Source organism: Pseudomonas sp. BIGb0176, assembly GCF_024810175.1.
GTDB classification, from domain to species: domain Bacteria; phylum Pseudomonadota; class Gammaproteobacteria; order Pseudomonadales; family Pseudomonadaceae; genus Aquipseudomonas; species Aquipseudomonas protegens.
On sequence record NZ_JANUEC010000002.1, the window covers coordinates 915,355 to 936,433 of the forward strand.

Annotated in this window: 25 protein-coding genes; all 25 read right to left on the reverse strand. The window is 62.9% G+C overall.

From position 1 onward, the window contains the following. Positions 1–69: 69 nt before the first annotated feature. The 25 genes from M2395_RS15145 to M2395_RS15265 all read right to left on the reverse strand — a co-directional run bounded on the left by M2395_RS15145 (position 70) and on the right by M2395_RS15265 (position 21,070). Entirely contained in the window at positions 70–1,110 is a 1,041-nt protein-coding gene (locus tag M2395_RS15145) for a phage baseplate assembly protein (RefSeq protein WP_077933430.1), read from the reverse strand. Positions 1,111–1,113: 3 nt separating this feature from the next. After that, the gene (locus tag M2395_RS15150; protein ID WP_077933429.1) at positions 1,114–2,358 is read right to left on the reverse strand and encodes a DNA circularization protein; all 1,245 of its coding nucleotides are present in this window, start codon (positions 2,356–2,358) and stop codon (positions 1,114–1,116) included. Continuing rightward, positions 2,348–4,069, reverse strand: coding sequence for a phage tail protein (locus M2395_RS15155; RefSeq protein ID WP_077933428.1), 1,722 nt, complete (start codon positions 4,067–4,069; stop codon positions 2,348–2,350). Before M2395_RS15155 ends, M2395_RS15150 begins: the two co-directional genes overlap by 11 nt. A gap of 130 nt (positions 4,070–4,199) precedes the next feature. Further along, on the reverse strand, positions 4,200–4,496 hold the full coding sequence (locus M2395_RS15160) for a phage tail assembly protein (protein ID WP_011059565.1): 297 nt from the start codon (positions 4,494–4,496) through the stop codon (positions 4,200–4,202). Further along, positions 4,493–4,840, reverse strand: coding sequence for a phage tail tube protein (locus M2395_RS15165; protein ID WP_011059564.1), 348 nt, complete (start codon positions 4,838–4,840; stop codon positions 4,493–4,495). The genes M2395_RS15160 and M2395_RS15165 overlap by 4 nt, the downstream gene beginning before the upstream one ends. 66 nt (positions 4,841–4,906) lie before the next feature. Beyond that, positions 4,907–6,403: a phage tail sheath subtilisin-like domain-containing protein gene (locus M2395_RS15170; RefSeq protein ID WP_077933427.1), complete on the reverse strand. Its 1,497-nt coding sequence runs from the start codon at positions 6,401–6,403 to the stop codon at positions 4,907–4,909. Next, the gene (locus tag M2395_RS15175) at positions 6,403–6,585 is read right to left on the reverse strand and encodes a DUF2635 domain-containing protein (RefSeq protein WP_011059562.1); all 183 of its coding nucleotides are present in this window, start codon (positions 6,583–6,585) and stop codon (positions 6,403–6,405) included. Before M2395_RS15175 ends, M2395_RS15170 begins: the two co-directional genes overlap by 1 nt. Further along, a complete protein-coding gene (locus tag M2395_RS15180; RefSeq protein ID WP_077933426.1) occupies positions 6,582–7,163 on the reverse strand; it encodes a hypothetical protein in 582 nt (193 codons plus the stop codon). The genes M2395_RS15175 and M2395_RS15180 overlap by 4 nt, the downstream gene beginning before the upstream one ends. Positions 7,164–7,215: 52 nt before the next feature. Then, positions 7,216–8,367 (reverse strand): glycosyl hydrolase family 18 protein, encoded by a 1,152-nt coding sequence (locus M2395_RS15185; protein ID WP_077933425.1) that lies wholly within the window; start codon positions 8,365–8,367, stop codon positions 7,216–7,218. Between the two features lie 106 nt (positions 8,368–8,473). Further along, a complete protein-coding gene (locus tag M2395_RS15190; protein ID WP_077933424.1) occupies positions 8,474–9,517 on the reverse strand; it encodes a phage late control D family protein in 1,044 nt (347 codons plus the stop codon). A gap of 61 nt (positions 9,518–9,578) precedes the next feature. Further along, on the reverse strand, positions 9,579–9,785 hold the full coding sequence (locus M2395_RS15195) for a tail protein X (RefSeq protein ID WP_077933423.1): 207 nt from the start codon (positions 9,783–9,785) through the stop codon (positions 9,579–9,581). After that, complete coding sequence (locus M2395_RS15200; protein WP_077933422.1) at positions 9,760–10,605, reverse strand: phage tail protein; 846 nt, start codon at positions 10,603–10,605, stop codon at positions 9,760–9,762. Before M2395_RS15200 ends, M2395_RS15195 begins: the two co-directional genes overlap by 26 nt. A 9-nt stretch (positions 10,606–10,614) precedes the next feature. Continuing rightward, positions 10,615–13,161 (reverse strand): phage tail tape measure protein, encoded by a 2,547-nt coding sequence (locus M2395_RS15205; protein WP_015634357.1) that lies wholly within the window; start codon positions 13,159–13,161, stop codon positions 10,615–10,617. A 141-nt stretch (positions 13,162–13,302) separates the two neighbouring features. Continuing rightward, positions 13,303–13,608: a phage tail assembly protein gene (locus tag M2395_RS15210; RefSeq protein WP_015634356.1), complete on the reverse strand. Its 306-nt coding sequence runs from the start codon at positions 13,606–13,608 to the stop codon at positions 13,303–13,305. 9 nt (positions 13,609–13,617) lie between these two features. Further along, on the reverse strand, positions 13,618–14,127 hold the full coding sequence (locus tag M2395_RS15215) for a phage major tail tube protein (protein ID WP_015634355.1): 510 nt from the start codon (positions 14,125–14,127) through the stop codon (positions 13,618–13,620). Positions 14,128–14,139: 12 nt separating this feature from the next. After that, the gene (locus M2395_RS15220; protein ID WP_015634354.1) at positions 14,140–15,306 is read right to left on the reverse strand and encodes a phage tail sheath family protein; all 1,167 of its coding nucleotides are present in this window, start codon (positions 15,304–15,306) and stop codon (positions 14,140–14,142) included. A gap of 101 nt (positions 15,307–15,407) precedes the next feature. Then, a complete protein-coding gene (locus tag M2395_RS15225) occupies positions 15,408–15,860 on the reverse strand; it encodes a phage tail assembly chaperone (RefSeq protein ID WP_134532557.1) in 453 nt (150 codons plus the stop codon). Next, a complete protein-coding gene (locus M2395_RS15230) occupies positions 15,857–16,627 on the reverse strand; it encodes a hypothetical protein (protein WP_134532553.1) in 771 nt (256 codons plus the stop codon). Before M2395_RS15230 ends, M2395_RS15225 begins: the two co-directional genes overlap by 4 nt. After that, positions 16,627–17,853: a phage tail protein gene (locus M2395_RS15235; protein WP_015634352.1), complete on the reverse strand. Its 1,227-nt coding sequence runs from the start codon at positions 17,851–17,853 to the stop codon at positions 16,627–16,629. The genes M2395_RS15230 and M2395_RS15235 overlap by 1 nt, the downstream gene beginning before the upstream one ends. Next, entirely contained in the window at positions 17,850–18,455 is a 606-nt protein-coding gene (locus M2395_RS15240) for a phage tail protein I (protein ID WP_015634351.1), read from the reverse strand. Before M2395_RS15240 ends, M2395_RS15235 begins: the two co-directional genes overlap by 4 nt. A gap of 1 nt (position 18,456) precedes the next feature. Beyond that, positions 18,457–19,338, reverse strand: a complete 882-nt coding sequence (locus M2395_RS15245) for a baseplate J/gp47 family protein (protein WP_053149296.1) — start codon at positions 19,336–19,338, stop codon at positions 18,457–18,459. Beyond that, the gene (locus M2395_RS15250) at positions 19,335–19,661 is read right to left on the reverse strand and encodes a GPW/gp25 family protein (protein WP_015634349.1); all 327 of its coding nucleotides are present in this window, start codon (positions 19,659–19,661) and stop codon (positions 19,335–19,337) included. Before M2395_RS15250 ends, M2395_RS15245 begins: the two co-directional genes overlap by 4 nt. 4 nt (positions 19,662–19,665) lie before the next feature. After that, entirely contained in the window at positions 19,666–19,869 is a 204-nt protein-coding gene (locus tag M2395_RS15255) for a hypothetical protein (RefSeq protein WP_015634348.1), read from the reverse strand. A 92-nt stretch (positions 19,870–19,961) separates the two neighbouring features. After that, positions 19,962–20,552 carry a phage baseplate assembly protein V gene (locus M2395_RS15260; protein WP_041751979.1) on the reverse strand — a complete coding sequence of 197 codons (591 nt, stop codon included), beginning with the start codon at positions 20,550–20,552 and terminating at the stop codon, positions 19,962–19,964. Continuing rightward, positions 20,549–21,070 carry a hypothetical protein gene (locus tag M2395_RS15265; RefSeq protein ID WP_041751978.1) on the reverse strand — a complete coding sequence of 174 codons (522 nt, stop codon included), beginning with the start codon at positions 21,068–21,070 and terminating at the stop codon, positions 20,549–20,551. The genes M2395_RS15260 and M2395_RS15265 overlap by 4 nt, the downstream gene beginning before the upstream one ends. Positions 21,071–21,079: the final 9 nt, after the last annotated feature.

The following is a 21,079-nucleotide window of genomic DNA, read 5'->3' on the forward strand; positions in this document are numbered from 1 at the left end:
ACAGGGATTGCGCGGTTTCGTGCCGGGTGCCTTCGCCGGCCAGCCGGCTCCTGCGGTTGGGCGCAGGTTTCAGTTTTTTTCGGGTGTCGGGTTGGCATCGAAGGTCTGCGGCGGCGCCACCTGCAAGGTGGTGATGGAGCCCTGGTCGGACAGCGACCAGGTGACCTTGGAGATCAGCATGTCCTGGTCGAAACCCAGCACCGGGTCGATGACCCGCACCAACGTGTTGTGTCGCCACAAATCACCATTGCTCTGGCGCCAGCCCTGCACCTGATAGGTGGTGGTCAGCGCCTTGCCGGTGCGGGTGCCGCACTCCCAGTCAGCCCGCTGCTGAGCCAGTTCCGCACTCAGTTGCGCCGCCTCGTTGATCACCGTCACCCGTTTGCGCGAAGCCCGGGCATCGCTGGCCTGGCCGGACACCTCGCAGACCGCGACACCGCTGCTCTGGTCGCTGCCCTTGTGCTGGCCGATCACCCGGTACTCGGAAAACACCGCGGAAAAATCCATCGCTGCATTGGCCGAAAGAATGTTCTTGCCCAGCTCCAGGGCATCGCTGGCGCGCCCGCCGCTGCCCGGTGCCGCCAGCAGCAGGTAGCCGTCGGCGTCATCGGTGGAGAACACCCGGTACAAGGTCAACAAGCGGTCGATGGAGGCAAACACCGTCTCCCCCGGCACGATGCTGTGGGTGTGCAACTTGCTGGTGGGTGCAATCTCGCTGCGCACTCCCACCCCGTAAGAGCCGGCCAGGGCGCGGACGATGCTCAGCACATCCTGCTGGCGCCACTGGCTCGGCCGGTTGATGGCCGCGCAATCCACCAGATCCTGGGTCAGGGAGCTGCCCTGGATGCTCAGGCTGATCTGCCTGCCGTCATAACTGACCGGCGCCTTGTAGACATGCCCGGTGAGCACCAGGTCGCAGCCGATGCGCACCTGGCAGCGAGCGCCCGGGCGGATCCGCACCTGCCCATCCTGCCCCGGCCATTGCCAGGTGATGTTGAGGCTGAAGGTGCGGAACTGGCGCTCCAGGTCTGCCGTGATCTCCACGCTTTTCCAGCCGCTGTAGTCCAGCCCGTCCACCGTCAGGGTGACGATATTTGCCAGTTCGTCCATGGGTCACTCCCGCGCAATCTGCAGATCGGCCGGCGGCAGGAAGCCCGGATGGGCCACCCGGTTGCGCTGTACCACTTCACCGACCCGCGTCGCATCGGCAAACCGCTCATAAGCCAGGACCAGCGCCGGCATGCTGCTTTTGGGGCTGAGACTGACCAGCCGCACCCCCGATGAAGCCACTGCATTGAGGTGGCCCTGCAATTGCTGGCGCAGGGTGTTGAGCGCCTGGTAATGCATCGGGTCGGCCTTGAGCGCGGCTTGCCAGATCACTTCGTTGAGCTGGTCACGCAGGGCCAGTACATCGTCGGCCACCGGCACCTCCAGGCGCTGCACCGGCTGGCTGGCCTGCTGCGCCAGGGGCGGCGTGCTCTTGAGCTTGACCACCGGGGTGGCCACCGGCAAGGCCGACACCAACCGGGCGATCTGCACCAGCAACGCATCCTGGACCAGGTTCGCTACCGCCTCGGCCGCCGCGGTGGTGTCCTTGCCGGTGGTCAGCTTGGGCGCATCGATGCGCCTGGCCGCCTCCACCTGCTGGGAAATATCGGCGAGCATCTGCCGATAGCCGGTGCGGGCAAAATCCTTGAGTCCGCGTACATCCTCCAGCAACCCCTTGAACTCCGTGCTCAGCTCCTTGGGTATTTCCTTGACCGCCTTGACCAGGGTGTTGAGGTCGCCATACAACTCGATCAGCGGCTTGAACTCGTGTTCGATGACCGCGTGCACCTCGGTCAATCCCTTGCGCAGCGCATCCACGCCGATCCGCGCCTGCTTGATCAGGTTGGTGGCGAACTCGAACCGCAGCACCGCCGAGCCCAGCAAGGTATCGCTGGCCACCAGCACCTGCTGCTGGGTGTTGACCACCGCCGAAGGAAAGCGCAGCGGCTGGTCCGGGTAGAACTTCAGGCTGAAGGTCACCAGGCCACCATCCTGGCGGCTCTGGGTCATCTCGCACTCGCCGACCTTGACCTGCATCCGTCCAAGCCACGGATGCACCAGCTCGCCGCTGCCCTCCTCCAGGGCCTTGAGCAGCCTGTCGCGCTGCTCCAGGCAATCGGCGCCGACGATGAAGGCCGTCAGGTCGTGGATTTTCGCCTGCTGTCCCAGCCCCTCGAAGAAGGGCTGGTCACGCTGCGGGTACTCGTGCAACTGGCCTTTCTGCCCCACCGGGGTTTTCGCCTGGTCGACCCAGAACGGCACGCCGCGAAAGGATGCGGGCAACAAACGATCACGCCAGTTATCCGCCATTGGAACCTCCTAGGGAAAGTGAGCGATAGCCCAGGGTCGAAGCCACGTTCAGGCCTGGTTGATTGGTCTTGGCCTGTTCGGCACGCAGGCCCGCCGGAGCGTTTTCGAAACGCAGGGTCAACCCGCCTTCGAGTTGCGTGCGGTTGTTGGCGGCGTTCTGCTGGATCAGAGCACTGGAGTTCTGGGTCAGCGAGCTGCCCTGGGTTGCGGCAAAGGGTGATGCCAGCCCGCCTTTACCCTCGGCGTTGATCTGCTTTTGCGCCTCGGTAAAGCCTTCGACCTTGCCGTTGACAGTGGCAATCAACCCTCCGAAGCCGCCCTCGAACAGCTCCTTGATCGGCACCATCAGCGCTTGAAGCTGGCTCCACAGCCCGGAAAACCAATCGGCGATGGGCGCCCAGTTGCTCATGATCAGCTCCATCGGCGACCAGTCGAACAGGGCCTCGATGGCCTTCCTGATCGAGTCGATACCCGGTTGCAGCTCGGCCCAGATCGAACTGAAAAAGCCCGTAACCGCGCCCCAGTTGTTGTAAAGAACCACCAGCGGAGAGAAATCGAATAGCGTTTGCAGGACTTTCTTGATCGCATCGATACCCGGTTGCAGCGCCGCCCAGATCGAGCTGAAGAAGCTGCTGACAGCCCCCCAGTTGTTGTAAAGCAACACGGACGGAGAAAAGTCGAACAGCGTCTGGAACACCGTTTTGATCGCCTGGATGCCCGTTTGCAACGCTCCCCAGATCGACGCGAAGAAGCCGGTGACCGCGCCCCAGCTCTTGTTGATCATGTCCATCGGCACCCAGTCGAACAGGCCTTTTAGAAAGGCCATCGCCGGTACCGTCAAGGCCTTGAGCGACTCCCAGATGGATGCGAACAGGCCCGTCAACCCAGCCCAGTTATCGATGATCAGTCCCAGAGGTGACCAGGAGAACACTTCTTTGAGGAAGCCAACGACCGAAGCCGTCATCGCCTTGATACTTTCCCAGAGCCCGGCAAAGAACACCGTGATCGCGCCCCAGTTGCCGATCAGCATGCCCAGAGGCGTCCAACTGAACAGAGTTTTCAGCCCCTCCAGCGCCTGCGCTGCAAGATTCTTTGCGCCCTCCCAGAGGCTGACGAAAAAGGCCGAGATCGGCGTCCAGTTGGCAATGATCACCCCGGCTGCCAGAGCAATGCCCATGGCAATCAACATCACCGGGTTGGCCTTGGCCACCGTGCCCATCAGGTCAATCACCTGGGTCGCCCCGGTCACGGCGGTTTGCATCGCCGAGAAGGCAATGGCGCCCATCGCCAGCCCCTCAACCAGCTTCGGGTTGTCATCGAGCAGTGTTGCCACGCTGTTGAGCATGGGTTCCAGACCGACCACCAGCGCCCCCACTGCCGGCGCCAGTGCAGTATCAATGGCCGAGGACACCTTGGCCATCGACTGACTGAATACATTCATGCCTTTGGCCGCATCAGCCGGCGCGCTGGAGTCGGCGACTTCGGCCAGCTTGCCCTTGAACGCATCGCAGGCCTTGATCCCGTCCAGAAACGGGGTGATCAGGCTGCCGCCCTTGAACAGCCCGCTGATATCCAGCTTGCCCAGCCCGGTCTGCTCAAGGTTTTTCTTGAACGAGTCGACCTTGCCTTGAAGGGCGACGAGTTTGGGTGACAGTTGGTCTATGCCGGTCAACAGCACCGACTTCTTCTCTACGGTTTGTGTGTCTGCCATCACTGCACCTGCTGCATCGCATTGATCCGTTGCGCGTGCTCCAGGGATTCGCGGAGCACATCCAGTGGCCTGGCCATCATCTGTTCGGGGTCAACCTTCCAGAACCAGGCCAGGTCATAGGCGACAGCGATCAGGTCGGCGATGGCTGCGATGCCGCACTCATGAAAAAACTCGCCACCGCCCAGCTCAAGGCGTTGAGGTCCACCAGGTCGAGCTGGTTCACCGAGGACGGTGGAATGCCGGCGCAGACCGCGATGTATTTGGCCGCGACGTCCATGTCGAGGCTGACTTCTTCGCTCTTGTCGATCTTGTACGGCAGCGCCTTGATCGCTCGCACTTCCTGCACCGTCGGGCGGCGCAGGCTGAGTTCGGCCAGCGGCTCGCCGTGGGCCTCGATGGGCACCTGCAGCTTCACCGTGTTGCTCATTGCCAGGTCCCCTTCTGCCCTTCGAAGTTCAGCTCGATGCTGGCGTCGTCGCCCTTGGCAATAGGCTCGTCCACCAGGTAGGCACCGGCCAGTACGTAGACCTTGCCGTTGGCGAACTCGCAGGTGACGGTCATGTCGACGCCTTCGATCAGTTGCTTGAGCGGAAAGTCCGGGGTGTGCAGCGCGGTGACTTTGAACGACGGCGTGAGGTCGGTTTCCTTGTAGAAGCCCGGAACCACGGTTTCCCGCTTGACGGCCATCAGTGGTGCTTCGCAGCCGCCGCTGATGGTCAGTTGAGCGCCGTCCACTTTGACGTAGCAGGTGCCCGCGATCAGTTGACCCATGTTGTTTCTCCCAAAAAATAAGCCCGCTCAAGGCGGGCTGAAAAAGCGCAGCGATGCAGGTCCGGCTCAGGCCGCCGCGTCGTACTGCAGGCGAAATTGGTTGAGCAGCGCGAACACTCGCAGGCCGTTGATGTAGTCCGGCGGGAACAGCACGTTGACCCGGCTCGGGTCCTGCACATCGCGCTCGACGATCAGGTGCTCGGCGAACAGCTCGGCGTTCTCCACATGGCCCTCCAGCTCCAGCTTGGCGTACTGGGCAATCAGCTCACCGCGAATGGTGCTCGGGGTGACGATCGGCTGGCCGGCGCCGAAACGAGTGCCGTCGGCAGCCAGCTTGTGGCGCCCGTATTTGCTGGTGATCACGCTTTGCAGGCGGCGCACGATGAACGCCGACTGGTGCATGGTTTCGCTGTCCAGGTAGGAGTTGTCGGCCTGGCCGTAGGCGTTCTTCTGGTAGGTGGTGATCGCCCGCTGAATACGCATGTAGCCGCCTTCGTAGTAGGCGGTGGCGATGCCGTAGCTCAGCAGCGACTGGCGCTCGGTGAGGGTGAAGCGCTCGCTGGCCGGCGCCGGGTCGACGCCCGGCAGGCTGCCGCTCTGGGTCGGGCGGCTGGCATCGGCGGAGATGAACACCGAAGTCCGCGCCGCCAGGGCGGCGGCCTGGACCCACACCGGTTGCGGCACGCCGCCTTCCAGGGCCTGGATGGTGATGTGCTGGTCGTTGCGTGCCTGGCCGGCCGCCACCAGGGTGCCGACGGTGCCGCGCTTGGCGCTGTAGACATGGCCGAACAGCTGCTTGGCCCAGGACCAGCGGCCGGTGTTGTCGTCCATCACCGTTTGCCAGGCATTCAAGCTGGCGGTATCGGTCCAGGGCATGCAGATGAACTCGAACGGCTCGTCGCCCAGGGCGGCCAGCGCCGCGACCTGATCCGGCACACCGGTGCCACCGGCCATCTTGCCCAGCACCAGGGTCAGGCCCGCCGGGGTCTCTTCGCCATCGCTCTTGCCCAGGCGATTGAGTTGCAGGCTGATGTCGTTGCCGCTGTCGCCGGTCCACTTGGCGTTCAGGGTCACAGTGCCCTCGGCCGCGGTGGCGGTCACCGGCAGATCTACTGCAGCGTTGACCTTCAAGGCCAGGGCGCTGGCCGCTTGTGCGGCACTGGCGCCGCTGACAATGGAGGCTTGCACCCGCACCCCACCGACGTACAGATTGAGCAGGCCGGCGGCGCCGGCGCTACCGCTGATCTTCAGCTCGGCCTTGGCCACGCTGCCCTCGGTGCTGTGCAGCGGCAGGCACCAGATCTCGCCCACCGGGTCGGTCTTGCGCCAGGTTTCGTACATCGAAGCGAGCATCGAACCTTGCCCGCCGATGCTCTTGGCCAGGGCCACGCTGGACACCAGCACCAGCTTGCCGAGGTCATCGCCGGCCTGGTTGTCGTTGACCTGGGCGACGATCAGACGGCGCATGGCCGAGGACGCGCTATTGGCCGCCGAATTGTCCATCTCGGCGTAGAACAGCGGCACACGGATGTCCGTCGGGATATTGCTGAAACCGATCGCCATTATTTGGCTCCTTGAGATTTCGCCGCTTTCACGGCTTTGCTAGTGATATCGCCATCGGCCAGACGCCGGCGCCACCAGGCGCTGTCCGACACTTCACGGCCGGAAGCGGGCAGCAGATCGCCTGCTTCCGGGTCCGGTACGGCGCGGCCGGCAACCGGCAGCACGGTGATGCGTTTGCTCATTGCTTCAGCTCTCCTGAAAAAGTCAGCTCCAGGCGCCCGTCGGGCCCTGGGCGTTGCAGATTGGGGTCCGCCGGATCGATGGCATCGACCCGCACCGTGACCCCGGTCAAGGACGGCAAGCCGTCGAGTTCACGCTCATGCCAGGTTTCCGCCGGCTGACTGGGCAGATTGCGGCCCAGCTGGAACTCGGCGAAGAAGCGCAGGCGGTAGAGCAGGCGGGTGGCGTCGAGCGACACCAGTTCACCGCCGTCGTATTGGATCGGGTTGTACTCGGCGCCGGGTTTGAAACCGACCAGGGCACGCCAGAGTTCGGCGCGCAGGTCGTGGAGCTGGTCGAGGGCTTGTTGTGGGTTGCTGGCGTCGAGGAGCAAGGCGACTTCGAAGCGGTCGCGGATGATCTGGCGGTGGGCGTTCTGGGCCGTATTGGCGGTGGCCAGATCGTTCAGCGGAGCGACGTAGGCGGCGGGAACAGCGGGCGAAGTGCTGCTCAGGGTGTCGAGGTTGACGCCAACAATGATGCGCTCAGCAAGGCTGGGACACTGGGTTTGCAACTGAGTGAGAACAGCGGTGAGTTTCATAGAGAGGCTCCTGGTTTTCGGTGCATGCAAGCTCGATGGACACCGGCCAGGGTCACTCCAGCCCGGCAGGCAGCAACGCCTGACCGCCTTTGAGACCAGCCTGAACCGCCGTCCAGAACTCGGCATTTTCATAGCCCATGGCCCAGATACTGGTACCACCCAGCCCCAGCTTGGCGACCAACGCAGCCTTGGTCCTGATGCTCTTGGCATCGTCGTACCAGAGCACCGGTTGTGCCCGCTCCTGGGTCCATTCCACGCCATCGGCGAAGCTCTGCACTGGGCCCCAGGTGGCGTAAGGCGTGGCCGAAGCGGCGTCCAGATGGGTAGCGGCGCGATGCTCGGTAATCACTTCCTGGTAAGCCGACCAGTGCACCCGATTGCCAATGCTGTAGTCCTGACCGTAAGCCGGGAGCCCCGCCAGGACCTTGCTCGGCGCGACTCGCGACACGGCGTAGCTGAGCAGCGCCTGCTGCCAGTCGGCGCCCGACTCGGGGCCGGGCCAGACTTCATCGTGGAAGCCGCCGCTGCTCCAGCCCGGCCCGACCTGGTCGTAGGTCATGACCTGGAAGTAATCCACGGCCGCGCCCAGGGCCTTGTAGTCGTAGCCTTGGAGGTACTCGGGCTCGCGGTCGCTGGATTTGGGCGGGATGCTGATGATCAGCTTCTTGTTGCTGGCATGCAGGGCGTTGCCCAGGGCTTTGACATAGGCGGAAAAGGCCTTGGCATTCCTCGGTTCGACCTTTTCGAAGTCCAGGTTGATGCCGGCAAAACCGCCCTCCTTGGCCAGCGTCACCAGTTGCTTGATGCTGCCGGCACTCAAGGTTTTGTCGTTGACGATGGAGTGGGAAATCGCCGGGTCGAAATCACCAATGCCTTCGTTGTAGTCGGAGACGGTCGGATACAGCGGCAGGGACTTGGACTGGGCGAAGCGGATGATGTTTTCGGTGGTTTCGTTCATCCCCTCCTGATGTAACTGGCCGGTGACCGTCAGCCCGTAAGTACTGCCCAGACCGACGGCAGATAGGTTGCGGTAGAACGCTTGCAGATTGCTGTAGGACGCTTCGACCTGACCGTCGGTGTAGGCCAGAACAAAGGGCTCGGCATGGGCTGCGGTTGCCAGCAACAGGGTGCAGCCCGCGATCAATCCCTGAAAAAAATGCCGGATGCCTCGCTTCGAGGCCGGGCTGCTGATGCCTGGATTCATGAATACTCCTGCGGGTTTTCCGCGTGGGTTGAAAGGGAGTGAATGCTGGATCGGAGACGATCCGAATGAGCAGTTCGCGAGAATGCTCGCGGCGCCGTTGAAGGGTTTAAAGCTGCACCACCCTGAGTGGTTTTTTGGCGGTGTTTTTCTTGGCCTTGGCCTTGGCTTTGCCTTGCTTGCCGCCGTTGCATTCGACCGTGGTGCTCCACCCGGACGGGTTGAACATCTGCTCCACCGAGTCCACCAGGTACTCGCCATCCAGACCGGGCTTGAAGCCCTGGGCATTGATCAGGCGCTCGGCGAACAGGTCGGTGCGCCCCGGCATCTCCAGACGGACGTTGGCGTTGCTGCGGTTGAAGGCGGCCAAACGGGCCTTGGCCGCCTGCTCGGCGGCGGACTTGTTGGGGTACAGGTGCCGATCGGTATGCACTGCCGGTACGCTGTCCGGTGAGTCGCTGTTGCCCAGGTCGATCACCCTGAGCGTGCCGCTCTTCTTGTCCTGATGCCGGGTCTGCACCGCCTTGTGGGTGCTGCTGTCACTCAGGCGGAACTGATAGCGGCTAACGTCGCCACGGCTGAGGGTGACCACGCCCAGGGCCTTGCCGCTGGCACTCAACCCGGCCTGACGAGGCAGCACCAGCAACTTGCCTTCGGCCACCTTGGCGGTGCAGTCGTACTGCCGGGCCAGGCGGGTGATGAAGTTGAAGTCGGACTCGTTGAGCTGGTCGATCCGCAGCACCTTGGTGGTGACGGGGCAGATGGGCGTCCAGCCGTTGCGGGCCGCCAGGTCGCGGACAATCTGCGCCAACGCCACGTTCTCCCAACTGCCGCTGCGGGTGGTCTTGCCGCTGCCGCGCATGTCGCTGGCCTTGCCGCGGATCTCGATCGAATCCGGCGGCCCGCTCACCACCACTTCATCCACCGTGTAGCGCCCCAGCCGGGTCAGTGTCTGGCCGGCGTAGCCGAGGAATATTTCAATGCTGGCGCCACGACTGGGCAGCGCAACCGCCGAGTCGCGGTCATCAATACGCAGTTCAAACTCGTCCGACTCCATTCCCGGTTTATCCGAGGTTCGCAGCGTCAGCAGCCGGTCGTTGATCTGCGCCGTAATATCCCGGCCATCGGCCAGGATGCGAAAGACTGGGGTCATGCTCCGTGCTCCAGAAAATGAAGACCCCGTACACGACGGGGTCTGTTGATTGGATGCAAGGTCAGTCCCATAGCTGAACCATCGCCTCGGCCCGAATCGGCAGATCCGGCAACAGGATCAGTACCCCGGCCCGAAAGGGTTGTGGCTCATCGGCCAGGCCCTGGTTGGCATCCAGCACCGCCTCGACACAGCCGTTGAGGTGGCCGTAATACTGGTAACACAAGGTATCGAGCAGATCCCCGTCAGACGTTCTGCAAGTCGTCGCCATAGCTTACGAACTCCAATGAAAAACCTTGTTTGCGCGGGATACCGCCGGCCAGCAGGTGGCTCTGATCTTCCTCGATGCTAGTCAGGCACCAGGTGCCCAGCACTTCGCCGTAGCCGGTGGTCAGGCTCAGCGGCTGCAAGCGCCGCCCTATGCTGCGCAAGGTCTGCAACTGCCCCAGGCCGCCCTTGAACCCGGGAAACACCGTGCCTTTGAGAGAGATCCGCTCTTCACCCTGGCCCACCGCCTGCTGGGCGACACTGCGGCTCAGGCGCTCCTGACCGGCCCAGCGGAATCCGCTCTGCCGGCGCAGCTCCTCGAAGGCTGCGGTATCGACGTTGAAGTAGTAAGGCTGGGCGCCCGCCCCGAGCGGTTGCAGGATCAACAGGTGCGCGAAGGGCTTCACCGCCTCGGCCGCCGGAGTGGTCTGTTCGGCAAATGCGGCGGTCGGGAAGATGTTGCCCAGGGAAGGACTGATCTGCCCGCCGATCCGATTGATTGCCGCGCCGGCCTTGGCCACCTGTTCCTGCAGGGCGCCAAGACGCTGCTGCATCTGCCCGGCCACGGTCACTGCCTGGCTGTACTTGGCCGCGACTTCCCCCACCACCGACTGCGCCGCACCGATACTGCGCATCGTGCGTTGCAGTTTGGCGCCCAGCTCCGGCCCGACAACGGGCAGGCTTTCAAGCTCCAGGGCGGCGCCGCTGATGTCGCTGATGGCACCGTTCATGGGCCCGAGCATTTCATCAGCACTGCGCCGCCCCGCTTCCGCTGCCGCCACCAGGGAACCCAGCCCCGATTGCAGCTGCTCCATGTAAGCCATGCGATCTCCTTAAACGTGTGCGGCGTCGAACAGCTGGCGAGCGGCAGCCTGGCGGCTGAACTCGTCGAACTGCCAGCGCAGGTGGGGTTCCAGTTCCCGGGCCAGTTGCGCGGGGTCGCGCACATCACCCTGGACCGAGATCGACAAGTAGGGCGCGAAGCTGAACTGCTGCTCGATGACTGGAGGTACCTGGGGTTTGAGCGACTCCGGCGCGGTGATCGTGGCCGGCGCCGCAGCAGACGACGATGGGCTGAGCATCGAGCGCGCCGCCTGCCCCATCAGCGGGGGCGTCTGGCCTTTCTGGAAGGATTTGGCGATATCGCCCATGACCGGCGGGATGTTCTGTCCAGCGTTGCGCATCATCAGTGGACCGGCGGCGGGCAAGTGCTTGAGCGACTCGTCGGAGCCGAACAGCTTTTTACCCAAGGCGCCACCGGCGGCCGAACCGCCCCAGGCACCCAGGGCGCCGCCCACCAGCCCGCCAATCACCGTGCCGATCACCGGCACCACGGAGCCAATGGCCGCCCCTGCTGCTGCACCCGCGGCGGCGCCAGCAAGATTGCCCGCCGCCTCGCCGTAGCCTTCGGCTTTTTCATCCTGGGTCTGGGCATTCAGGTAAGTGTCCGCCACCTGGAAGCCTGCACCGAGCACCGAAAGGATCGCACCGCCCTTGAGCAAGGGCGCGACTCCCTTGGCCAGGGAACCGGCGCCTTTCATTACGGCACCAGAGGTGGCAGCCCCTCTGGCCACTCTCTCCAGGCCGCTGGGCGTCAAAGGGCTCTTGAAGCCTTTGCTGCCCATGCCCCTCGAACGAGGCTCGCGCCTGGGCGTCTTGCGCCCGCCACGGCCCTTGCGGCGTTTTTTGTCCGGGCCGCAATCGAGCATGGGCGCACAACAGTCGATACCGCTCGCAGTGCCACCAGAGGAGCGCTTCGCCATTTTGCGGCCAACCTGCAGTGAACCTCGAGCGACATTCAGCAGGCCCTTGCCAATGGTGTAGACAGCCATCAGCTTTTTCACCGCGACATAAGTGGCGCCCAGGGCAGTCACCCCCAGTACCAATGAGGGTGCCTTCTCCGCCAGTTCGGTCAGCTTGCCGACCACCAGCGTGATGCTTTGGGCCACCAGATCCGTGGCCGGTTGCAGGGCCTTCCCCACGGCAAGCATGCCACCGTCGACCGCCTGCGCGGTTTCCTTCCACAGCTGGGCGGAGGCTTGCCGACGCTCGGCCAGGTTCTTGTCGATAACCCCCGAAGCACTCAACGAGTCCTTCTTCAGTTGCTCGTATTGCTGCCGGCCCTGGGTGTGAGCCAGCAAGGCCGCCTTGATCTGCATATCGGTGAACAGGTCACCGGTACGCAGGGACTCTTCCAGAGCCTCGAGCATGGACTTGGCCTTCGCCGGATCGGTTTCCTTGCTGATCTGCGCCTGGGCCTCGGCCATCTTCGCGGCCTTGGCCGGGTCGATGGCCCTGACATAGCGCATGGCCAGGGCAAAGCTCGCCTCCAGGCTCGACATACCCTTCTGGATACCGGTGTTCAGCGACGCCTGATAATCAATGCCGGCATCTTCGTAAGCCTTGACCGCCTCACTGGAACCGATTTTCTCGATCCAGTTCTGCAGTTGACCGGCGGCCTGATCAGCACCGCCCGCGGTGTTCATCTGCACTTGCAGCATCGAGCCCAGCTGGCTCACCGCATCCATGCCGGTGAGCCCCTCCCCGCTCGCGCTCTCGAGCAGCGCCGGGAGCAAGCGCGCCATGTCGGCAGCCTCGAAGTTGCCCGCCTGCCCCTGCAGGGCGATGGCCTCCAGGGCCTGCTCCATGACCTTGGGGTCGCTGATCCCGGCCTTCAGCTCAAGGGCCCGCATCAGGTTCGACGTATCTTCGATACCCGCGCCCTGCCCCACCGCGAACCTGGCCGCAAGCCCCGCGTAACCTTGCGCCTTGTCCAGCGACATGCCCTTGGCAGTCATCTGCCCCACCAGAGCCGCCACCTCGTTGCGGGCCATTCCCGTATTCCGTGAAGTCTGAACGACGCTGCGGCTCAGCTGCGCTTCCTGAGGTTGATTGGCCACACCGGCCTTGATAGCGATGTCACGGATCAGCGCCTGATAGTCGGCATTGATCTTGACCGGAATGGCCAGCTTGCCGACCCCGTCCTTGGCCAAGCCATACGCCGCCTTGAAGTCGGCCTTGCCCTGGTCGATCTGCTGGTGCCCCCGGGCCTGCAGAGCGGAGCCCCGGGCCACCTTACCCAGCGCCTGATATTCCTGACGCAGTTTATGTACCTGCACACCTTGCTGGCGCAGGCCATCACGGCTCTGTTCCAACCGGCGCAACAGCCCGGCGGCAGAAGCAGCACCGGTGTCATGGGCCTTTTTCCATTCATCCTGCAGGCGCAGGGTCTGGCCAATGGTCTTTTCCAGTACCCTGGCCTTGCTGCCCTGCTGCTCCAGTTGCTTGATCCGGCCTTCCACCGTCTTGAAGGCGGCGTCCCACGTCGAACTGAGGGCGGTACCCACCACCACCAGCCCTGATTCCAGCTTGTTCGCCATCTGCTTCTCCTGCTCCTTGGGTGACGGGCTCAATCCGTGAGCCACCAGACCATGTCGGAAAACCTCATGGTCATGATTTCCTCGGCGGCGAAATGCAGCTCGCTGGCGAGCCGCTTCGCCGCCATCTTCATCACCGCAGGGTCAAAGCTCGTCGTCTTGCACCAGGCGAAAATAGCCGGCCTGCAGGCGCTGATAGTCCTTGAGCGCCATGCCCTCCAGATCCTTGGCACTGATTTGCGCCAGGCTGGCAAACAGCATCAGTTCGCGCTGTTCATCATCGCCGGCAGCCCCGGAGTTGGCCGCACGCACATCACGCACGGTGGGGGCGCGCAAGGTGACCTTGTCGCAGACCACGCCATTCATCTCCACCGGTTTGCTCAGCGCCAGCACCACGCTGTCGCTGCTCAGGGTCATCCAGGACGGGGTCTTGTCGATTGCTTGAGACATGTTTTTTCCTTACAGGCCCAGGGCAGAACGTTGCGCGGCCAGTTGGTCGACGCCGTTGATCACGCGCTTCATGCCCAGGGCATCGATCTCGTAGATCAAGCGACCATCGACTTCCAGCTTGTAGTAGGTCAGGGCCACGTTGTGCTTGACCTCGGCCTTGTCGCCGGATTTCCAATCGCCCATGTCGACTTCCTTGAGCAAGCCGCGCAGGGTCACGATCACCGGCGTGACCTTGCCCTTGAGGCCCTTGAAGGCTCCACGGAACACGCCGTTGAAACCGCTGCCATCGGCCAGGCCGAACATCTTCAGCGACTCGCGGCGCACACCGGTGGTGGTGAAGCCGGCTTCCTGCTTCTCCATGCCCATGTCCAGCTCGACGGGCACATCCATGCCGCCGACCCGATGTTCCTCGGTCTTGAGGGTCAACTTGGGCAGGGTCAGGCTCGGCACGTCGCCTTGAAAGCTGATGCCATCGACGAACAGGTTCATGTTCGCCAGGGTTTCGGGAATCATTGCCATTGCTGCTGCTCCTTAAGCGGTGTGTTCGAGGACTTCGGTCAGCCACTGGTTGGTGACCTCGACGCGGAAGTTGGGGTTTTCGGCCGGTGGCACGTCGGTGAAGCGGATGTTCCAGTACACCTTGCCCTGCTCCAGCTGGCTGGCGGTGTTGAGTTCGGTGTCGGCGTAGACCTCGAAGTTGATGATCGCGCCCTGGTTCTTCAGATCACGCATGAACGCCTGCAGGCCCTCGGTGACGTCCTTGACGTAGGTCGCGGTGATCGAGCGGTCCACTGCCCATTTGTGGCCGTAGAGGATCGCGTCCATGACGATGTCCATGGTCCGTACCCGGGTGACAAAGGCCCACTTCGGATCGCTGGAGAGCGTGCGGTTGCCCCACAGGCGGAAACCTTCATCACGAATGATGGTGGTGATGTTGGCGTTGTTCAGCAGGTTGGCGCGGCAGGTTTCATCGCCGTCCAGGAACTCGATGGCACGCGCAGTGCCGGTGATGCCGACAAACTCCTTGTTCGACGGCGAGGCCCAGAAGCCGTACTCGTTGTCGGTCCAGGCAAACAGGCCCGCGACCCAGGCCGAAGCCGGCGCATCGACGGTGGCGCTGGCGCCGTTGTCCCAGTACTGAATGCCCGGGTCGACCATGTAGGCGCGCTTGGCGCCGAAGTGCTTGGCATACGCCATGGCCGCTTCGTCGGTGCTGTTGGGGCCATCGATGATCGCCAGGCCACGCAGCTTGTCGGCCAGGGCCACCAGCGCAGTACCGACCGCCTGGGTCGAGCTGTGCTTGGGGGTCACCAGCAATCGCGGCTGGGCGTTGAAACGGCTCTTGCCATCCAGCAAGGCTTGCAGGCCGGTACGCTTGCCGTCGGCCAGCACCCCGCCGATGATCGCCGAGGTCTGCTCGGCCGCATCCGCCACCTTGGCCACGCCGCAAGCGACGATCACCGCCTTGGCCCGCTGGTAGATGGCCTGGCAGGCCTTGGTGATGGCCGCGTCCGGGCCCCAGGCCGCAATGGCCTCACGCTCATTGGTGATCAGCAGCAGGTCGTTGGCCTTGGCGCTGAAGTCAGGGCCTTCGGTGAAGGTATCCACCAGGCCGATGATCGAAGACGTGGGCAGCGAGATGGTGCGTGCGCCGGTGTCGACGTTGGTGACAGTAACGCCGTGGAAAAAACCACTCATGGATAAACTCCAGACATGAAAAAGCCCCGGGTGAAGGGGGCTCGTAGGGATGATTGATTAGTGGGAAGCGGGAAAGAAAACGCCCCGGCGGTGCGGGGCGTTTATCGGGTTTGTTCGGCGATCCAGAATGGAGCTGCGGGGCGGTGTTCGGTTTGTGGAAAGTGTGGAGATTGGGGCCAGTCGCGTAGGGATTGCATGTACATCAGAAGCTCGTTGAACTGCTGCTCCGAAAGATTGGTGGATACCTTCATTTCAAGCTGATCGTAATGGCGATCGCGCAGCCAGGTCACCGTCGTCAACTGCGCGGCACGCCAGAGTCGCTCATCGTCTCCAAGGCTGGAAGGTTCAACCATTGCGTGGAGTGCTTGAGGCAACTCCAAGGCGACAGCTGGAGCTGGGCGCATACTCTCGATGACTTGGGCCAAGGCCACGGCATCGATGTCGGGGGTGGTCAGAATCTCCTGGGGTATGTAGTGGTTCAGCGTCACATCGCCCCAGTCGACAAGCATGGTGCCAGCGGTCGCCGACACAGAGAGAACTTTAAATCCATTCACAAGATATTCCCCTTTACTCGATCAGGGCTGTTGCCCGCTTCAAAGATCAAGTTGTTGCCATTTTTCTCAATCGAATAACCGCCAGCACCAGCGGGATTGGACGAGCCGACACCAGGGCTGCCCGGTGCTCCGCCGGCACCACCATTCCACCCGGCGGTGTACCAGCCGCCAGCGCCGCCAGCATCCAAAGTGCCGGCCGCTGGATAGCCATAGCCGTAAGTCGAGACTTGATACATCCCTCCACCCACGCCACCAGGACGCCCCGCGCCGCCGCCACCGCCGGTGTGCAGTACGTTGGGCCAATAGGCATCCCCACCGCCCCCGCCGCCACCGAAAATGTACCCGTTACGGTTGTCCAACGTTGCTGGGTAATCCAGAACAAAGGCTGTAGCGCCTGGCAAAGGGCGAGGAGGATAAGCCCCCGCGCCGCCCGCACCACGGATGTAGTGTTCATTGATGATTTTCAGTGTGGAGCCTGGGGGAAATACACCCGTTCTCAGTGAGTATCCAGCGCCACCGCCGTAGATCATCGCGCGATTGATAAAGAGATAATTCCGGGCTCTGGCGGGACTGCCCATGAGCTCAAAAATGCTCGCACCTGCTCGCTCCACCGTGTTGATAAACACAAACGTTCGCCGCCAGACCGTGCGCCACCCACTTTCGGTTTTGATGAACAGTTCCGCACCCTCTCGCCAGCCGTCTGCAAGCTTTACATAAGGCATGACACCAGGCCGGTAACCGCCATCCAGTTTTACGTGGAAGTTCATCATGGCTCCTCGTATTGCAGCCAAAGCGTACCGACCGCCCCCTCAGTGGGTTTAGGGGCATTTGGAGAGTAGATCAGCCGATTCGCCGGTAAAGCATCAGTGATGCCATATCCTGCAAGCGTGGTCGCTTTGTCTGCTTTTCGCGTCGGGTCAAAGTTGCCAGCATTCCATAGCAAGTTGCCAAAGACGGTGGCGGTCCTGTCGGCAAGACTCAAAAGAAGCGGTGTTGACGTTTCACCGCCATAACTTGCAAAAACCCTCACGTTGTTATTTAGAACATCCATGCGAGCGTCACAGGTGGGCGTCACCCAGCCAAACTCCGGCGAGTCGTTATTGTCACTCGACAGCAATACCGATCCCGTCAACCGTCCACCCGTTGTGGGAAGCAAATTGCTGACTGCGCTCGCCAGGTCAGTTTTTGTTACCCCGTCTGTAATCCCATATCCACCGAGAGTGGTGGCTTTTACTGCTTTGCCGGCAAGCGCATTCGTCACTGTCGTTGAAAAGCCAGGGTCATCGCCCACTGCGCCAGCCAGCTTTTTTAGTGTGTCGAGTGCAACAGGCGCCGCCGCTACGATGCTCTCCTTTGAAAGCTGTATGGCTGAACTGGTCTCTGACTTGGTAAATGCATCAGCAATGCCATAACCGGATAGCGTTGTGGGGTTGGTGCCACTGACAACTATGCCTCGCTTATCGATAGTGACTTGCCGATAAGCGCCGGCAACCTTATCCGCCGGAAGGGCTGCCACCAGGGAATCATCCACATATTGACGAGTCGCCAGCACCACCGCCGGATCAATCTTCAACACGATCTGCGCAGTGTTGGCGACGATGAAGTTCATGCGGATGACCTGGGTCTTGCCGGTACCCTGGGCCAGCAGGGGCTTGAAGCTCGGTGCGCAGTTGGCCACCGCCACCAGGTCGCCGTCGGCATCGAGCAGGCCGATTTCACGGATCCAGCGCCCGCCGACATCAGGCGGAATCACCTGTTCGGTGATGATGATGTTGGGGTTGGCCGGATCAGTACGCACCTGATTGACCGGGGCACGTCGCCATTCGTTGATCAGCTTGGTCTGGGTTCTGTTCGGGATGGGGTCGGTGCCGTTGGCATCGCCGATCGCCATTTCCTTGAAGGTCCAGGGCGTGCCCAAGGCCGTGGCGTTGGCCTGTTTCGCCTCGCCCACCGCAGTGAGGATGGCGAAGAACTGACTGTTGGAATCGATCATGAGTACACATCCAGGGTGTCTGTTTCATCAATGCACATGATCTGGCCGTAACGGCCGATCACTTCAATATCGCGAGGGGTCGGGGGGTAAACGTCGAGTACTTCACCCTGGTCCACATAAGCGCCGTAACCGATGACACCGGAGGTTTCCAGGCTGATGGCAAGGCCCGTCATGTGCCGGCTCACCGGCCTGGCGTCATCGATCAGCCGGGTCAGTTCCTGGTACATCTGTTCGGTGATGCCGGTATCCAGCACCCCGACTTTCAGGGCAAAGGTGGCTGGCTCGCCTTCGGGAGCCATCTGCCACCACTCGACCACTTCAATCAGGTAGCCCAGCGGTTCCACCACACGGCGCAAAGCGCCGATGGTGCCCTTGCGGGCATGGATGAAGAACGAGGCGCGAATGGCATTGCGCTTGACCGTCTCGCTCCAGCGCGGGTCCCAGCGATCCACCGACCAGGCCCAGGCCAGCTGGGGCAGCAGGTGCACCGGGCAGGTCGAGGGGTTGTACAGGGTGCGCAACATGGTGGCGGTGTCGCTGCTGTTGGTCGCCTCCAGGGCGCGTTCCAAGAGTGTGCTGTTGCTTGGCAGCAGGCTGGTCATATCAGCTCCCCAAGGTAACGCTGTAGCCGGTGCAATACGCGGCCTGGGCCTTGCTCGGGACTATGTCCTGCCAACCCCGCAGTTCAACCCGGGCCACGCCGGCCACATGCAGCTGGGCATCTATGGCTGAACGCGCCACCTCGATGCCCAGGCGCCGGCGTGGGTTGACCCAGGCGGCCAGCTTGCGCTCGGCCTCTGCCAGGGCGGCATCGCTTTCCGGGCCCGGCCCTTTCATGTGCAGCACCGCGTCGATGCGATACGGCAGTATCTGGGCGCTGTTCACCGTGACCCGATCCCCCAGCGGTCGCACGTCCTCGTCATTGAGGGCCGCGGCGACCGTCGCCAGCAGTTCCGGCGCCGCTGCGCCGTCACCTTCCAGGCTCATCACCGTAACCGTGACGCAGGCCGGTGACGGGCTTTCGGCCTCGGCGTCCGCCACCCGGGCCGAGGCATTGCGGGCATGCAGGATGTAGCTGTTGCGTGGCCCGGCGGTGGTCAGGCCTTCATAGGCCAGTTGGACACGCTCGCGCAGTGCGTCGTCGGCTTCCTTGACCTGCGCCACAGGCGGTACCGCTTGCAGGTCACCGGCCTGGATCACCAGGCGCTGCAGGTTGACGTTGGCGGCCAACTGATCCAGGTCCGTGCCTTGGGCATGGGCCAGCAGCAGCGCCTTGGCCGCATCGTTGACCCGGGCCCGCAACAGCATGTCGCCGTAGGCCGACAGCTCCAGTTGCTTGGTGACCGGATCGCTTTCCAGATTGGCCGTCCAGTTGTCGCCCATATAGCGGCGAAAGGTCGCCAGCTTGCCCTGATACAGCGCTTCAAAATCCAGGGTTTCCAGCACCTGCGGCGCCGGCAGTGCCGATAAATCCAGCATGCTCATGCCGTCACCTCCAAAACCGCGTCATTACCCAGGTAGCGGCCCGTCAGTTGGAAACTGACCTGGCCCTCCACCACCGCTACAACCTTTACCCGCTCCAGCTTCAAGCGGGGCTCCCAGCGCAACAGCGCCCGGGCGACTTCTGCCTGAACCGCGCTTTTCCAGCCACCGGTCACCGGCAAGTCGACATAACGGCGCAGGTTGCTGCCGTATTCAGGAAGCATCCGCCGGCTGCCCAAGGGCGTGGTCAGGATGTCCTCGATGGACTGCCGCAAATGCTCGATGCCGGACAGCGGCAAGCCGGTACGGCGATCCATTCCGATCATCGTGTTACTCCTGCAACTGAAAGTCCGGGTGCTGCTCCAGGTAGTCTCGGGCGAGGGTGTCGCTGACCGGTACCGATACCTCGCCCTGGGCCACCGACAGCGCGCGGCCATCCGCCAGGATCAGAATGCGCGAGGTGTAGAGGGTGTCGCGAAAGACCGCAGCGCCACTGTTGGCCGTGCGGCCGGCCTTTTTTTTCGGGATTGCCATGCTTTTCTCCGGGTACAAAAAATCCGCATTCGGCAGATTGATCGGGTTTATCGGGGTTGTAGGTTGGGTGGCCGGCGTTGATCGCCAAGGCGTCACTGCGGTGGAGCGGTTGCTCCGGGGCCGGGCATCACGGCTGGATGGATGTGGGTCGAGCCGACATTCACCCCGTTGTGCTTCAAGCTCGCACCGTTGATTTGCACCTCGCCATTCAAGGTGATTGCCCCCGTCAGGGTGATGCTGTCGGCGTTGCCGGTAATGCTGCTGTCCGTCACCAAGACCGAACTGGTGCCGACCTGAATCGTCACCGTGCCGCTGGGCAGGGAGATGCTGTAGCTCTTGGCCTGCCAGTCGTAGACCAGCGAGCCGCCATCATCGAAGCGCCAGACCTCGACGTGCTCGCGGTTATCCGGCTGGGCACCGGCATCGCCATATAGGCCGGGAACGAAGGTGCCCTGCGCCGGCTCGCCACTGGGGCTGATCAGTACGCCCTGCTCCCCCAGGCTCGGCGCCCGCCAGTGCCGGGCCTTGCCGGCGGCCTGGCTGTGCCAGCGAACCCAGGCGCTGGTCCAGCCCGCGCCATCGGATACCCGCAGTCTGCCCGCGGCAAGGTCCACGCCGACCACAGCGCAAGGCAGGATCAGGCCAGAAAGCATTCGGTCGTGAGTTGCGGTGACGTAATTCACGACATCTGCTCCGGCGCCTGATAGTGCCCCTCGTGACCGGGGCCGGTGTCGGGGCTGAAACCCAATACCAGTGTTCCCGGGGGTTGATCGGGCCAGGGCCATTGTTCCTGGCCCAGGTAGATGGACTGCTGCCATTGCACGGTCCACTCGGTTTTCGGCGCCGAATCCACGGCCGTGCCGGCTGGTTTGGCCCACACCGCCTTCGCACTATCGACAGAATCAAGATTCCAGTACTGGCAACGCAGCAGGTCCATGAGCTGCGCTGCCAGAACAACCGCCTGCAAGGAGGCTTGCGCAAGGCTCGGGTCAACCCGCACCCGGGCCTCGAAGGTCGCCCGCAGGCAACTACGGCCGTCGCCCGGATCAGCTCCCGGGTCCATGCCGGTGATTGCAAAGTAGATCGCTGTCTCGGCGGAGCCATCAACGGTCTCGGGAAATGCCTCGACCTTGTGCAGATGCGGCATGGCCGTCTTGATCGTGGACGTGATGGCCTCGGGTAGCTGCGTCAGTACGCTCATTGTCTGCTT

What these genes read in the sequence shown, in the direction of transcription:
- M2395_RS15145 (WP_077933430.1), bottom strand. Translation starts at nt 1,110, where the DNA reads ATGGACGAACTGGCAAATATCGTCACCCTGACGGTGGACGGGCTGGAC.
- M2395_RS15150 (WP_077933429.1), bottom strand. Translation starts at nt 2,358, where the DNA reads ATGGCGGATAACTGGCGTGATCGTTTGTTGCCCGCATCCTTTCGCGGC.
- M2395_RS15155 (WP_077933428.1), bottom strand. Translation starts at nt 4,069, where the DNA reads ATGGCAGACACACAAACCGTAGAGAAGAAGTCGGTGCTGTTGACCGGC.
- M2395_RS15160 (WP_011059565.1), bottom strand. Translation starts at nt 4,496, where the DNA reads ATGAGCAACACGGTGAAGCTGCAGGTGCCCATCGAGGCCCACGGCGAG.
- M2395_RS15165 (WP_011059564.1), bottom strand. Translation starts at nt 4,840, where the DNA reads ATGGGTCAACTGATCGCGGGCACCTGCTACGTCAAAGTGGACGGCGCT.
- M2395_RS15170 (WP_077933427.1), bottom strand. Translation starts at nt 6,403, where the DNA reads ATGGCGATCGGTTTCAGCAATATCCCGACGGACATCCGTGTGCCGCTG.
- M2395_RS15175 (WP_011059562.1), bottom strand. Translation starts at nt 6,585, where the DNA reads ATGAGCAAACGCATCACCGTGCTGCCGGTTGCCGGCCGCGCCGTACCG.
- M2395_RS15180 (WP_077933426.1), bottom strand. Translation starts at nt 7,163, where the DNA reads ATGAAACTCACCGCTGTTCTCACTCAGTTGCAAACCCAGTGTCCCAGC.
- M2395_RS15185 (WP_077933425.1), bottom strand. Translation starts at nt 8,367, where the DNA reads ATGAATCCAGGCATCAGCAGCCCGGCCTCGAAGCGAGGCATCCGGCAT.
- M2395_RS15190 (WP_077933424.1), bottom strand. Translation starts at nt 9,517, where the DNA reads ATGACCCCAGTCTTTCGCATCCTGGCCGATGGCCGGGATATTACGGCG.
- M2395_RS15195 (WP_077933423.1), bottom strand. Translation starts at nt 9,785, where the DNA reads ATGGCGACGACTTGCAGAACGTCTGACGGGGATCTGCTCGATACCTTG.
- M2395_RS15200 (WP_077933422.1), bottom strand. Translation starts at nt 10,605, where the DNA reads ATGGCTTACATGGAGCAGCTGCAATCGGGGCTGGGTTCCCTGGTGGCG.
- M2395_RS15205 (WP_015634357.1), bottom strand. Translation starts at nt 13,161, where the DNA reads ATGGCGAACAAGCTGGAATCAGGGCTGGTGGTGGTGGGTACCGCCCTC.
- M2395_RS15210 (WP_015634356.1), bottom strand. Translation starts at nt 13,608, where the DNA reads ATGTCTCAAGCAATCGACAAGACCCCGTCCTGGATGACCCTGAGCAGC.
- M2395_RS15215 (WP_015634355.1), bottom strand. Translation starts at nt 14,127, where the DNA reads ATGGCAATGATTCCCGAAACCCTGGCGAACATGAACCTGTTCGTCGAT.
- M2395_RS15220 (WP_015634354.1), bottom strand. Translation starts at nt 15,306, where the DNA reads ATGAGTGGTTTTTTCCACGGCGTTACTGTCACCAACGTCGACACCGGC.
- M2395_RS15230 (WP_134532553.1), bottom strand. Translation starts at nt 16,627, where the DNA reads ATGAACTTCCACGTAAAACTGGATGGCGGTTACCGGCCTGGTGTCATG.
- M2395_RS15235 (WP_015634352.1), bottom strand. Translation starts at nt 17,853, where the DNA reads ATGATCGATTCCAACAGTCAGTTCTTCGCCATCCTCACTGCGGTGGGC.
- M2395_RS15240 (WP_015634351.1), bottom strand. Translation starts at nt 18,455, where the DNA reads ATGACCAGCCTGCTGCCAAGCAACAGCACACTCTTGGAACGCGCCCTG.
- M2395_RS15245 (WP_053149296.1), bottom strand. Translation starts at nt 19,338, where the DNA reads ATGAGCATGCTGGATTTATCGGCACTGCCGGCGCCGCAGGTGCTGGAA.
- M2395_RS15250 (WP_015634349.1), bottom strand. Translation starts at nt 19,661, where the DNA reads ATGATCGGAATGGATCGCCGTACCGGCTTGCCGCTGTCCGGCATCGAG.
- M2395_RS15255 (WP_015634348.1), bottom strand. Translation starts at nt 19,869, where the DNA reads ATGGCAATCCCGAAAAAAAAGGCCGGCCGCACGGCCAACAGTGGCGCT.
- M2395_RS15265 (WP_041751978.1), bottom strand. Translation starts at nt 21,070, where the DNA reads ATGAGCGTACTGACGCAGCTACCCGAGGCCATCACGTCCACGATCAAG.